Consider the following 13,534-nt stretch of genomic DNA (forward strand, 5'->3'; position numbering starts at 1 on the left):
TATAGCTTATTCCTCCACTTTCTTTTGTCCGCGGGTCTGAACTTCCTGGGTCAACAGAGCAATCAGCTCTTCAACAGGATAAGAGCCCAGGTCAGCCCCTTTACGAGTACGCACTGCAATCTTGCCGGCTTCTACTTCTTTATCGCCGCAGACCAGCATGAAGGGCACTCGCTTCAAAGTATGCTCGCGGATTTTAAAGCCAATCTTCTCATTTCTCAAGTCCGCTTTTGCGCGAAGGCCCGCATCATTCAATGCTTTGGCAACTTTCACCGCATAATCGGCCTGGTTATCCGTGATATTCATCACCACCGCCTGAGTGGGAGCCAGCCAGGTCGGGAAGAAGCCGGCGTACTCTTCGGTCAGGATCCCGATGAAGCGTTCCAACGAGCCCAGAATGGCGCGGTGGATCATCACGGGCACGTGGCGCTCGTTGTCTTCGCCCACGTAGGTGGCGCCGAGACGACCCGGCAGGGCAAAGTCGAGCTGCACGGTACCACACTGCCAGGCACGATCAAGGCAATCGTGCAGGGTGAACTCGATCTTGGGACCGTAGAAGGCCCCCTCGCCCGGCTGCAGGTCGAACTTCAGACCGTTCAGCTCCAGCGCTTCGGCCAGGGCGGCCTCGGCGCGATCCCAAGCTTCGTCGGAGCCGATGCGCTGCTCGGGACGGGTGGAAAGCTTGACCACTATGTTCTCGAAGCCGAAGGTACCGTAGACGTCGTAGACCATGCGGATGCACGCAGACACCTCTTCCATGATCTGCTCTTCGGTACAGAAGATGTGGGCGTCATCCTGGGTGAAGCCGCGCACCCGCATCAGGCCGTGCAGGGAACCGGACGGCTCGTTGCGGTGGCAGGAGCCGAATTCGGCCATGCGCAGCGGCAGATCCCGGTAGGATTTCAGACCCTGGTTGAAGATCTGCACGTGACCCGGGCAGTTCATTGGCTTGATGGCGTACTCGCGGTTCTCGGACTGGGTGGTGAACATGGCCTGGGCATATTTCTCCCAGTGACCAGAACGCTCCCACAGCACGCGGTCCATCATGAAGGGGCCTTTCACCTCCTGATAGTCGTACTCCTTGAGCTTGCCACGGATGAAGGTTTCCAGCTCGCGGAAGATGGTCCAGCCGTCGTTGTGCCAGAACACCATGCCCGGCGCTTCTTCCTGCATGTGATACAGGTCGAGCTGCTTGCCGATCTTGCGGTGGTCGCGCTTGGCGGCCTCTTCGAGGCGCTGCAGATAGGCCTTGAGCTGCTTCTTGTCGGCCCAGGCGGTACCGTAGATGCGCTGCAGCATCTTGTTGTTGGAGTCACCGCGCCAGTAGGCGCCGGACATCTTCTGCAGCTTGAAGTGGTGGCAGTGACGCATGTTCGGCACGTGCGGGCCGCGGCACATGTCGATGTACTCTTCGTGATGATACAGACCTGGCTGATCATCACGGGCAATGTTCTGCTCCAGGATCTCGACCTTGTAGGTCTCGCCACGGGCTTCGAACACGTCGCGCGCTTCCTGCCAGGAGACCTTCTTCTTGACGACGTCGTAATCCTTGGCGGCCAGCGCCAGCATGCGCTCTTCCAGGGCAGCCAGATCTTCCTCGGTCAGGGTGCGGTCGAGGTCGACGTCGTAGTAGAAACCGTTGTCGATGACGGGACCGATGGCCATCTTGGTCTGGGGCCAGAGTTGCTTGATGGCGTGACCCAGCAGGTGGGCACAGGAATGGCGCAGGATATCCAGACCTTCTTCGTCTTTGGCGGTGATGATGGCCAGGGAGGCATCGGCTTCGATCAGCTCGCAAGCATCCACCAGTTCACCGTTCACCCGGCCGGCAATGCACGCCTTGGCGAGGCCGGGACCGATGTCTGCGGCGACGTCCATGACGGAAACGGCGTGGGGGAATTGACGTTGGCTGCCGTCAGGCAGAGTAATGATTGGCATTCGGTGTTTCCTTAGACAGTGGTGCCCCCTACCAAAGGGCACATGTGAATTAGAAATGTCCTTTTATATCGAGCACTATTCACCTTTGTGTTTCACCGCTCACAATGCGGTTGCTACACGCCGTGGCACACAGACGAAGGCTGCGCATGGCGCTCGATTGACAGGTACAGCGGAGGATTGTATCAGACGCGACAACTCAGACAAGTTGTCTTGGCGATTTTGCATACCATGGGTCATGACAGGCGCCGGTTGCCGGGTGGTGCCCTGACGATGCCCGACCCGCAACGCCGCGCCCTGTGCTAGGTTTCCAGTGAGGCGTCAGCCCGAGCAAGGAGAGCAAGATGTACACCTATGACATTTCGTTTCCGGAGCATGCAGAGAAGATCATCCACCCGAACCACCTGTTGACGACACACTGCCCCGTTCATATCGGGGAGCTGGTGATCCTGAGCGACGGCAGCAAACGGGAGGTATGCAGCATAGTGCACAGCACCGATCGCAGTACGCTTTATGTCACCGACGTGACGCCCGGCAAGGTCACCGCCAGCCGCTGACCTGTTAGCCGGCATTCAGGAAGGACTGTCCGTTGAAATCGAAGGCGCTGCGTCCCTCCTCGGCCAGCGCCAATTCCTGCAATACCTGCAATGCCAGCCTGTTGCCCTTTTGCGAGGCCTGATAGAGCCACTGCTTGGCCTCGGCCAGGTCGACACGGCCATTGGCCCCCACCAGGTGAAGCACCCCCACCTTCAACATGGCGGGCACATCGCCGTTGCGAGCCGCCAGTTCCATCCAGTGAAACGCCTCGCGCAGATCCCGCGTCACCCCGGCGCCGCGCAGATAAACCTCTGCCAACCGGTATTGGCCGAAGGCATCCCCCGCCTCGGCTGACTGGCGGTAGAGGCGGATGGCCTGGCCCATGTCCTGCTCGCTCCCCTGCCCCACCTCGTGGCTCCAGCCCATCAGCGCCTGCGCTCGTGGCTCGCCCTGGTCCGCCAGCGGCTGCCAGATCCGGGTCGCCTCATCGAAATGGCCGCTGCGCCAGGCTCGGTTGGCAGCCGCCAGCTCCTGCTCGGTGGAGAGCGGGATCAGACGCCAGATGACCAGGGCGATGATGGCGATGAAGAGCCAGCGGGAGGTGGTGGGTTGCATGATAATTTCCGTGATCCAGTTCGCATTTCGTCTATGTAAACGAAATGTAGCAACAGATCAAGCGAGAGATATCCAGCCTCTGCCTCTTTAATACGGGACCCGGGTGGCCGGACTTGCAGTTTGAGGTGCCACGCCCCAGAATAACTGTATGTATGAACAGTATCTGGATTTGATGAGATGGCAGGACGAGGCAGCTCCCACAATGTCGATCACCGCTTCAGCGGTCCGCTCGTCGAAGCGGTCGATGATGGCTGGGCCCAAATCGAGTGGGAAGCGGCATTCGCCGCCAGCGATCCCCGTACCGAGGTGCGGGAGATAACTGCTCGCAGCATCATCAGCTACAACAACTCCCCCGATGTCCCGTTCGGCCGCTCCATCAACCCCTATCAGGGGTGCGAGCACGGCTGCATCTACTGCTACGCAAGGCCCAGCCACGCCTATCTGGAGCTCTCTCCCGGTCTGGATTTCGAAACCAGGCTGTTCGCCAAGCTCAACGCCGCCGAACTGCTGCGCCGGGAGTTTGCCAAGCCGAGCTACCAGCCACAGACCATAGTGCTGGGGGCCAACACCGATCCCTACCAGCCCATCGAGCATCGCTACCGCCTGACCCGTGCTCTGCTGGAAGTGATGCTGGCACACCACCACCCGGTGGGGATCATCACCAAGAGCGCCATGATATTGCGGGATCTGGACCTACTGGCCGAGTTGGCCAAAGCCGGGCTCTGCCAGGTGATGGTGTCGGTCACCACCTTGAACGAGACGCTCAGGCGGCAGCTGGAACCCAGGGCCAGCACCGGGGCCGGGCGATTGAAGGTCATCGAGAAACTGGCACAGGCAGGGGTGCCGGTCGGGGTGCTGGCGGCCCCCATGATCCCCCGGCTCAACGAGCCCGAGCTCGAGCAGATCATCAAGGCGGCGACAGAGGCCGGGGCCGGCTGCGCCGACTATATTCTGCTGCGCCTGCCCCACGAGCTCACCACCCTGTTTTGCGACTGGCTGGATGAGCATTATCCCGGCCAGAAAGAGGCCATCCTGAATCAGCTGAGGACCAGCCGGGGCGGCACCCTCAACAGCCCCGCATTCGGGACCCGCATGCGCGGTGAAGGGCAATTTGCCGATCTGCTGGCCCAGCGTTTTCGGCTCATCAGCAAGCGGCTCGGGCTTGGCAAGCGCCACGTTCAGTTGCGCCAGGATGCCTTCATCCGCCCCGGCGAGCAGTTGACGCTCTTCTAGGAGCGGCTAACCCCGGCAGTAACGAGTGATCTCATCGAGCGCGCTCGTCCCTGCCCTGCTCCACCAGCTCGGCGGGCAGCCTCGATGGTTCATGGGCCACTTCCAGCCACTCTTCGCCACGGGCTGACAACTCGGCCTCGCCCCATACCCTGCTCCACCAGATCTCCCAGGTTATCCAACTGGTCATATGCCACTCCCGTTCGCTCGATGTGATCCACGCTGAAGGCGATGCCAGGAGGCACCGCTCGCCGAGCAAGATAACCCTCAGCCATGACACCCGAGTGACAGACAAATGACCAAATGGTACGGCCCTGACAGCCTATCGGTCAGCGTCATTGAAACCTGAAACCACTCACAACTTCAGCGAATTCACCTTGAAATTCATCACAAATCGACCGGAATTCAATTGCGAGTGTTCCCGGTTGTGCCAAAGCTGAGCCGCCCATTTCAGGCAGAGTCACAACAACAAGACAGGGACATAACAATGAAACACACAGCGGGAATGCTGGCGATCGCAGGTATGCTGATCGCCCCCTTGGCGCATGCCGATGTCATACTGCACGCCTTCAACTGGAAATACAGTGAAGTCACCGCCAAGGCCGATCTCATCAAGGCTGCCGGCTACAAGCAGGTGCTCATCTCACCGCCTCTGAAGTCCTCGGGCGACGAGTGGTGGGCTCGTTACCAGCCCCAGGATCTGCGCCTTATCGACACCCCTCTTGGCAACAAGCAGGATCTGGAGCAGCTGATCGCCGCGATGCAGACCCGGGGCATTGCCGTCTACGCGGACGTGGTGCTCAACCACATGGCCAACGAAAGCTGGAAGCGCAGCGACCTCAACTACCCCGGCAGCGAACTGCTGCAAAGTTACGCCGGCAATCCGGCCTACTTTGAACGCCAGAAGCTCTTTGGCGATCTGGGGCAGAACTTCCTCGCCGGCCAGGATTTTCATCCGGAGGGGTGCATCACCGACTGGAACAATCCGGGCCATGTCCAGTACTGGCGACTGTGCGGCGGGGCGGGTGACAAGGGGCTGCCAGATCTGGACCCCAACAACTGGGTGGTGAGCCAGCAACAGGCTTACCTGCAGGCGCTCAAGGGGATGGGGATCAAGGGTTTTCGGGTCGATGCGGTCAAGCACATGAGCGATTACCAGATCAACGCCGTGTTCACCCCCGAGATCAAACAGGGGATGCACGTCTTTGGCGAGGTGATCACCACGGGGGGCGCCGGCAACAGCGACTATGAGAACTTCCTCCAACCCTACCTCGACAGCAGCGGCCAGGGGGCCTACGACTTCCCGCTCTTCGCCTCCCTGCGTGGAGCGCTGGGCTACGGCGGCAGCATGAACCTGCTGGCCGATCCCGGTGCCTATGGTCAGGCGCTGCCGGGTAGCCGCGCCGTCACCTTCGCCATCACCCACGACATCCCCACCAACGACGGTTTCCGCTACCAGATCCTCAACCAGACCGACGAGAGACTGGCCTATGCCTACCTGCTCGGTCGCGATGGCGGCTCGCCTCTGGTCTACTCCGATCACGGTGAAACCAGGGACAAGGACGGATTGCGCTGGCAGGACTACTATCTGCGCACCGATCTCAAAGGGATGATCCGCTTCCATAACACAGTGCAGGGTCAACCGATGCAGCTCATCGGCAGTAACGACTGCTTCGTGCTGTTCAAGCGTGGCAAGCAGGGTCTGGTCGGCATCAACAAGTGCGACTACGAGCAGGAGTACTGGCTCGATACCGCCAGATTCGAGATGAACTGGTATCGCAACTACCGGGATGTGCTCGACCAGAATGCCGTGGTCAACGTGCAGAGCCAGTGGGTAAGGCTGACCATCCCGGCCCGCGGCGCCAGAATGTGGCTGCAGGAGTGACAGTGGGCTGGTAACGCCGAGCCAGATAGAAAACAAAAGAGCGACCGTGAAGGTCGCTCTTTTTTCTGGTCAGGGGGTACGATTACTCGTCGCCCGCCTCCCCTGCATCGACGGATCCCGTGTCAGCCGCGGTATCGGAGCCTTCGGACACCTCCCCCTCGACGGCCAGGGTCTCGGTTTCCTCTTCGTCACTCTCGGCAACGCGCTGCAGACCGACCACGGTCTCATCTTCACCGGTACGGATCAGACGCACGCCGCCGGTATTGCGGCCGATGACGCTCACCTCGGACACCCGGGTACGCACCAGGGTACCGCCGTTGGTGATCAGCATGATCTGGTCGGTATCTTCCACCTGGATCGCATCGATCACCTTGCCATTGCGTGAGTCCACCTTGATGGAGATGACACCCTGGGTGCCACGGCTCTTGGTCGGGTACTCGTCCAGCGCGGTGCGCTTGCCGTAGCCGTTCTCGGTGGCGGTGAGGATGGCGCCTTCGCCGCGCGGCACGATGAGGGAGACTACCTTGTCACCGGCGCCCAGCTTGATGCCGCGCACACCGGCGGCGGTACGGCCCATGGGACGCACGCCCTTGAAGGTGCCCTTGCTCTCGGTGCCTTCGCCGTTGTCGCTGCCATCATCGTCGTTGCCGGCATCGTCGTCGGCCTCGACTTCGTCGCTGGCATCCGCATCGGCGCGGCCACTGCCTTCCGCGAAGCGAACCACCTTGCCCGCGTCGGAGAAGAGCATGATCTCGTTGCTGCCGTCGGTGATGTCCACCCCGATCAACTCATCCCCCTCTTTGAGGTTGATGGCGCGAATGCCGGAGGAAAGCGGACGGCTGAAGTCGGACAGGCTGGTCTTCTTCACGGTGCCGTTGGCGGTGGCGAAGAAGACGTACTTGTCGGCCTCATATTCCTTCACCGGCAGGATGGCGGTGATGCGCTCACCCTCTTCCAGCGGCAGCAGGTTGATGATCGGACGGCCACGGGCGCCACGGGACGCCTCCGGCAGCTGATAGACCTTGAGCCAGTAGACCTTGCCACGGGTGGAGAAGCACAGAATGGTGTCGTGGGTGTTGGCCACCAGCAGACGCTCCACGAAGTCCTCTTCCTTGATCCGGGTGGCCGACTTGCCACGACCACCGCGGCGCTGGGCCTCGTAGTCGGAGAGCGGCTGATACTTCACATAGCCCTGGTGAGACAGGGTGACCACCACGTCTTCCGGGGTGATCAGATCTTCGATGTTGATCTCGGCGCTGGACATGCTGATCTCGGTGCGACGCTCGTCGCCGTACTGCTCGCGCACGGCCATCAGTTCGTCACGGATCACTTCCATCAGGCGCTCCGGGCTTGCCAGGATGTGCAACAGCTCGGCGATGAGATCCAGAAGAGACTGGCACTCTTCCAGGATCTTCTCGTGCTCGAGGCCAGTCAGCTTGTGCAGACGCAGGTCGAGGATGGCCTGGGCCTGGATCTCGGTCAGGAAGTACTGCCCTTCACGGATGCCGAACTCCGGCTCCAGCCACTCCGGACGGGCCGCGTCGTCGCCGGCTTTCTCCAGCATGGCGGCCACGTTGCCGAGCGCCCAGCCCTTGGCCACCAGCGCCACTTTCGCATCCGCCGGGGTCGCGCTGTGGCGAATGAGCTCGATGATGGGGTCGATGTTGGCCAGGGCCACCGCCAACCCTTCCAGGATGTGGGCCCGATCCCGCGCCTTGCGCAGTTCGAACACTGTCCTGCGGGTCACCACCTCGCGGCGGTGCAGCAGGAACGCATCCAGGATCTCCTTGAGGTTCATCACCTTGGGCTGGTTGTTGTCCAGCGCCACCATGTTGATGCCGAACGTGGTCTGCATCTGGGTGTGCTTGTAGAGATTGTTCAGCACAATCTCGCCGGACTCGCCGCGCTTGATCTCGATGACGATGCGCATGCCGTCCTTGTCGGACTCGTCGCGCAGGGCACTGATGCCCTCGATCTTCTTCTCTTTGACCAGCTCGGCGATCTTCTCGATGAGCCGCGCCTTGTTCACCTGATAGGGGATCTCGTGGACGATGATGGTCTCGCGACCGCTCTTCTCGTCCACCTCCACCTCGGCCTTGGCCCGCACATAGACGGAGCCGCGACCGGTACGGTACGCCTGCACGATGCCGGAACGACCGTTGATGATGCCACCGGTGGGGAAATCCGGGCCGGTGACATGGGTCATCAGCTCGTCGATGGTGAGGTCGCCATTCTCGATCAGCGCCAGACAGCCGTTGACTATCTCGGTGAGGTTGTGAGGCGGGATGTTGGTCGCCATGCCCACCGCGATACCGGAGGAGCCGTTGACCAGCAGGGTGGGGACCTTGGTGGGCATGACCGCCGGGATCATCTCGGTGCCGTCGTAGTTCGGCACCCAGTCCACGGTCTCTTTGTCCAGATCGGCCAGCAGCTCGTGGGAGATGCGCGCCATCCGCACTTCGGTGTAACGCATGGCCGCGGCGTTGTCGCCGTCCACCGAACCGAAGTTGCCCTGACCGTCGACCAGCATGTAGCGCATGGAGAAATCCTGCGCCATGCGGACGATGGTGTCATACACGGCACTGTCGCCGTGGGGGTGATATTTACCGATTACGTCACCGACCACACGGGCCGATTTTTTATAGGGCTTGTTCCAGTCGTTCCCCAGCTCGTTCATTGCATACAGAACGCGGCGGTGAACCGGTTTCAAGCCATCACGCACATCCGGCAGAGCTCGTCCTACGATCACGCTCATGGCGTAATCCAGATAGGAACTCTTGAGCTCTTCTTCGATGTTGACCGGCGTGATCTCTCTGGCCAGATCGCTCATAGAAAGCCTTAATCCCTAATTAGTTGTTCTTTGGCTTAAACAGCGCGACATGGTAACACACTGAGCCAAATACCTTAAGCCACAAATCCGGTAACAAGTCAGGCTGGTGTGACAAAGTCCGTCCGTTATAATGCCCGCCAGGACAATAGATTGCGCACCAGACTCCAAGCCGTGCGCCCTGCCACAGGATCATCAAAAAATGCACAGTGACGCCAATGTCGATCTGACAGAAATCGCCAAATTCGAAGCCATCGCCTCCCGCTGGTGGGACATGGAGGGCGAATTCAAGCCGCTGCACCAGATCAATCCGGTGCGCCTTGACTGGATCACCGACAAGAGCGGCGGCCTGTTTGGCAAGCGCGTGCTCGACATCGGCTGCGGTGGCGGCATCCTCTCCGAGAGCATGGCCCGCCGTGGTGCCCGGGTCACCGGCATCGACATGGGCAAGGAGCCCCTCGGCGTCGCTCGCCTGCACGCTCTGGAGCAGGGGGTGGAGCTCGAGTATCGCCAGATCACCGCCGAAGCCCACGCCGATGAAGCTCCCGGCCAGTATGACGTAGTCACCTGCATGGAGATGCTGGAGCACGTGCCGGACCCGGCCTCGGTGCTGCGCGCCATCGCCACCCTGGTGCGCCCGGGCGGCAAGGTGTTCGTCTCCACCATCAACCGCAACCCGAAGGCCTATCTGATGATGATCCTCGGGGCCGAGTACCTGCTGAAGATGGTCCCCAAGGGCACCCACGATCACAAGAAGTTCATCACCCCGGCGGAGCTGTGCCGCATGGGTGAGGCGGCGGGCCTGCTTGTGCGGGACATGAGCGGCGTGCACTATGCGCCGCTCTCCAACCGCTTCAAGCTCGGCAGGAACGTCGACGTCAACTACATGGTGGCGTTCGAGCGCCCGGAGCAAGGCTGATGAGCGTACCCCACCCGATGCCCCTTCGCTGCGTGCTGTTCGATCTCGATGGCACCCTGCTCGACACCGCGCCGGACCTCGGCGCCGCCGTCAACCACGTGCTGGTCAGCGAGGGCTTTGCGCCGCTCTCCGACGACATCATCCGCCAGACCACCTCCCACGGGGCGCTCGGGCTGCTCAGGGCCGGTCTTGGCGACGAGCTACTCGAGGAGCTGGGGGCCACTCGCCTTCGCACCGCCCTGCTCGACCATTACGCGGCCAACCTCTGCGTCGGCACCCGCCCTTATGACGGCATGGTGGACCTCATCGAATGGCTCGACGAACGGAAGATGCCCTGGGGCATCGTCACCAACAAGCCGGGCTTTCTCACCGAGCCGCTCTTGGCCACCCTGCCGGCACTTGCCAACTGCGGCGTCACCGTCAGCGCCGACACCCTGCCGGTGCGCAAGCCCGACCCCGCCCCCATGTTCTTTGCCTGCGAGCGGCTCGGGGTGGACGCGGCGCACTGCCTCTATGTGGGGGATCATGTGCGGGACATCGAGGCGGGCCGCAACGCCGGCATGCGTACCGCGGTGGCGGGCTGGGGTTATCTGCACGGCGACGAGGATCCCGCCCTTTGGGGCGCTGACTTGCACTTCGATACGGTGCAGGCCCTGCACCACTGGCTGCGCTACGAACTGGGCTGAGTTCGCCTCGCCGTCTTATAGATGGATTGCCCGGGCAGCTTTTGGGATCATCAATGTCCATATGAGCACCATTCATGCCTGACGGCCCGGCGTGCCAAATGAGAGAGGGATCTCAAACGATCCCTCTTTTTCACGGTTTGGCAAGCCTCCAGAGAGGGGGACAGGACACCTTTTGACCCTGTCTGCGCAAGGGATAACCAGACTGAATTTGCTAGTAAAAACACCCCGCTTTCGCAAGCAAAAAAAGTTATTTTAATTTTCCATCTTCGATTGCCGGACTTGCATTTGCCGGATCGGACGCATGAAAACCCGTTCGCTGTGAGCGTCCACTAACTCCACTCCCGACACCCACAATTTATCCACAGCAATTGCGTTATCCACAGATTGCAATGCCGTGCCGACCTCACTATCTTGTAGTTCGCATTCAAAATAACACTATATCTTGTGATTCATCGCGCATTACGCCCCTACCCCGTCGCCAGGATTGGTCCGTCGGGAGCGTCGCGCGATGGTTTTTCGGGAATCCACCGATGCCGCCAGGCATCAACTAAAGGGGTCATCAGCCAATGAACTTGTTTGTGACGAAGCGTAACGGACACAAAGAACCCATCGATCTGGACAAGATCCACCGCGTGCTCGACTGGGCCGCCGAGAAGCTCGACAACGTGTCGGTCTCCCAGGTGGAGCTCAAGTCCCACATCCAGTTCTATGACGGCATCCGTACCGCCGACATCCACGAGACCATCATCAAGGCTGCTGCTGACCTCATCTCCGAACAGAGCCCGGACTACCAGTACATGGCCGCCCGCCTGGCCATCTTCCACCTGCGCAAGAAGGCCTACGGCCAGTTCGAGCCGCCCCACCTCTACCAGCACGTCGCCCGTCTGGTGGACATGGGCAAGTACGACAGGCACCTGCTGGAAGACTACAGCCAGGCCGAGTTCGAGGAGCTGAACGCCCACATCGACCACTGGCGCGACATGGACTTCTCCTACGCGGCGGTCAAGCAGCTGGAAGGCAAGTATCTGGTACAAAACCGCGTCACCGGCGAGATCTACGAGAGCCCGCAGTTCCTCTACATCCTGGTGGCGGCCTGCCTCTTCTCCAAGTATCCGAAAGATACCCGTCTGGACTACATCAAGCGCTTCTACGATGCGGTCTCGACCTTCAAGATCTCCCTGCCGACCCCCATCATGAGCGGCGTGCGCACCCCGACCCGCCAGTTCAGCTCCTGCGTGCTGATCGAATGCGACGACAGCCTGGACTCCATCAACGCCACCGCCAGCGCCATCGTGCGCTACGTCTCCCAGCGCGCCGGAATCGGCATCAACGCCGGCCGCATCCGGGGGCTGGGCAGCCCCATCCGTGGCGGCGAAGCGTTCCACACCGGCTGCATCCCCTTCTACAAGTACTTCCAGACTGCGGTGAAGTGCTGCTCCCAGGGCGGCGTGCGCGGCGGTGCGGCCACCCTGTTCTACCCCCTGTGGCACACCGAGGTGGAGAGCCTGCTGGTGCTGAAGAACAACCGCGGCGTGGAAGAGAACCGGGTCCGTCACATGGACTACGGCGTGCAGATCAACAAGCTGATGTACCAGCGCCTCATCAAGGGCGGCGACATCACTCTGTTCTCCCCGTCCGACGCACCTGGCCTGTACGATGCCTTCTTCGCGGATCAGGACAAGTTCGAGGAGCTCTACGTCAAGTACGAGCAGGATCCGGCCATTCGCAAGAAGACCCTGAAGGCGGTGGACCTCTTCTCCCTGATGATGCAGGAGCGCGCCGGTACCGGTCGCATCTACATCCAGAACGTGGACCACTGCAACACTCACAGCCCGTTCGATCCGGCCGTGGCGCCGGTGCGCCAGTCCAACCTCTGCCTCGAGATCGCGCTGCCCACCAAGCCGCTCAACAACGTGGATGACGAGGATGGCGAGATCGCGCTCTGTACGCTGTCTGCCTTCAACCTCGGCGCCATCGAGAAGCTGGAAGATCTGGAAGAGATGGCGGATCTCGCCGTGCGCGCCCTGGATGCCCTGCTCGACTATCAGGACTACCCGCTCAAGGCCGCGATGAAGGGCAGCATGAACCGCCGCACCCTGGGGATCGGTGTCATCAACTACGCCTACTACCTGGCGAAGAACGGTGCCCGCTACTCCGACGGTTCCGGTCTGGCCCTGACCCACCGCACCTTCGAGGCGATCCAGTACTACCTGCTGAAGGCGTCCGTGCAGCTGGCCCGCGAGTTCGGCCCCTGCCCGGCGTTCAACGAGACCACCTATGCCCAGGGGATCCTGCCCATCGATACCTATAAAAAGGATCTGGACGCCCTGTGCAATGAGCCCCTGCACCTCGACTGGGAAGCGCTGCGCGAAGAGATCCGCACCGTGGGTCTGCGCAACTCCACCCTGACCGCCCTGATGCCGAGCGAGACCTCCAGCCAGATCTCCAACGCCACCAACGGCATCGAGCCGCCGCGCGGCCTGGTGTCGGTGAAAGCCTCCAAGGACGGCATCCTCAAGCAGGTGGTGCCGGAATACCACCGCCTCAAGGATCAGTACGAGCTGCTGTGGAAGCAGCCGAGCGTCGACGGTTACCTGCAGCTGGTCGGCATCATGCAGAAGTTCGTGGATCAGGCGATCTCCGCCAACACCAACTACGACCCGGCCCGTTTCGAAGGCAGCAAGGTGCCGATGAAGCAGCTGCTCAAGGACTTGCTGACCGCCTACAAATACGGCCTCAAGACCCTCTACTATCACAACACCCGCGACGGGGCCGACGACACCCAGACCGATCTGCAGGATGACGGTTGTGCCGGCGGGGCCTGCAAGATCTAACCGCGAAACGATCCGATGAACCGGGCGGGAGCAGAAGCTCCCGCCTTCCTGTTTCCCCTATTTCACGAT

Annotated in this window: 10 protein-coding genes; 6 read left to right on the forward strand and 4 right to left on the reverse strand. The window is 61.2% G+C overall.

Annotated elements, in window-relative coordinates:
* Nucleotides 1-6 precede the first annotated feature (6 nt).
* Nucleotides 7-1,935 carry a threonine--tRNA ligase gene (thrS, locus tag I6L39_RS16880; RefSeq protein WP_209792422.1) on the reverse strand — a complete coding sequence of 643 codons (1,929 nt, stop codon included), beginning with the start codon at nt 1,933-1,935 and terminating at the stop codon, nt 7-9.
* 341 nt (nt 1,936-2,276) lie between these two features.
* On the opposite strand from thrS, the gene I6L39_RS16885 reads away from it, so the two are divergent.
* The gene (locus I6L39_RS16885; protein ID WP_216990299.1) at nt 2,277-2,489 is read left to right on the forward strand and encodes a hypothetical protein; all 213 of its coding nucleotides are present in this window, start codon (nt 2,277-2,279) and stop codon (nt 2,487-2,489) included.
* A 4-nt stretch (nt 2,490-2,493) separates the two neighbouring features.
* Here I6L39_RS16885 and I6L39_RS16890 read toward each other — a convergent pair whose 3' ends face one another.
* Nucleotides 2,494-3,084 carry a tetratricopeptide repeat protein gene (locus I6L39_RS16890; RefSeq protein ID WP_042074198.1) on the reverse strand — a complete coding sequence of 197 codons (591 nt, stop codon included), beginning with the start codon at nt 3,082-3,084 and terminating at the stop codon, nt 2,494-2,496.
* Between the two features lie 177 nt (nt 3,085-3,261).
* Between I6L39_RS16890 and I6L39_RS16895 the strand changes: the two genes are divergently transcribed.
* Nucleotides 3,262-4,317 (forward strand): PA0069 family radical SAM protein, encoded by a 1,056-nt coding sequence (locus I6L39_RS16895; RefSeq protein ID WP_216990300.1) that lies wholly within the window; start codon nt 3,262-3,264, stop codon nt 4,315-4,317.
* Nucleotides 4,318-4,348: 31 nt separating this feature from the next.
* Here I6L39_RS16895 and I6L39_RS16900 read toward each other — a convergent pair whose 3' ends face one another.
* Nucleotides 4,349-4,504 (reverse strand): hypothetical protein, encoded by a 156-nt coding sequence (locus tag I6L39_RS16900; protein ID WP_216990301.1) that lies wholly within the window; start codon nt 4,502-4,504, stop codon nt 4,349-4,351.
* A gap of 297 nt (nt 4,505-4,801) precedes the next feature.
* On the opposite strand from I6L39_RS16900, the gene I6L39_RS16905 reads away from it, so the two are divergent.
* On the forward strand, nt 4,802-6,199 hold the full coding sequence (locus I6L39_RS16905; RefSeq protein WP_254203678.1) for an alpha-amylase family protein: 1,398 nt from the start codon (nt 4,802-4,804) through the stop codon (nt 6,197-6,199).
* An 82-nt stretch (nt 6,200-6,281) separates the two neighbouring features.
* On the opposite strand, the gene gyrA is transcribed toward I6L39_RS16905, so the two are convergent.
* Nucleotides 6,282-9,029, reverse strand: a complete 2,748-nt coding sequence (gene gyrA, locus I6L39_RS16910) for a DNA topoisomerase (ATP-hydrolyzing) subunit A (protein WP_216990302.1) — start codon at nt 9,027-9,029, stop codon at nt 6,282-6,284.
* 199 nt (nt 9,030-9,228) lie between these two features.
* Here gyrA and ubiG point away from each other — a divergent pair, with 199 nt between their 5' ends.
* The 3 genes from ubiG (at nt 9,229) to nrdA (ending at nt 13,465) form a co-directional block, all read left to right on the forward strand.
* Entirely contained in the window at nt 9,229-9,945 is a 717-nt protein-coding gene (gene ubiG, locus I6L39_RS16915) for a bifunctional 2-polyprenyl-6-hydroxyphenol methylase/3-demethylubiquinol 3-O-methyltransferase UbiG (RefSeq protein WP_216990303.1), read from the forward strand.
* Nucleotides 9,945-10,631 carry an HAD family hydrolase gene (locus tag I6L39_RS16920; protein ID WP_216990304.1) on the forward strand — a complete coding sequence of 229 codons (687 nt, stop codon included), beginning with the start codon at nt 9,945-9,947 and terminating at the stop codon, nt 10,629-10,631. Before ubiG ends, I6L39_RS16920 begins: the two co-directional genes overlap by 1 nt.
* 566 nt (nt 10,632-11,197) lie before the next feature.
* On the forward strand, nt 11,198-13,465 hold the full coding sequence (gene nrdA, locus I6L39_RS16925) for a class 1a ribonucleoside-diphosphate reductase subunit alpha (protein WP_216990305.1): 2,268 nt from the start codon (nt 11,198-11,200) through the stop codon (nt 13,463-13,465).
* The last annotated feature ends 69 nt before the right edge of the window (nt 13,466-13,534 follow it).

The sequence above is a fragment of the Aeromonas sp. FDAARGOS 1409 genome (assembly GCF_019048705.1).
Taxonomy (GTDB): domain Bacteria; phylum Pseudomonadota; class Gammaproteobacteria; order Enterobacterales; family Aeromonadaceae; genus Aeromonas; species Aeromonas sanarellii.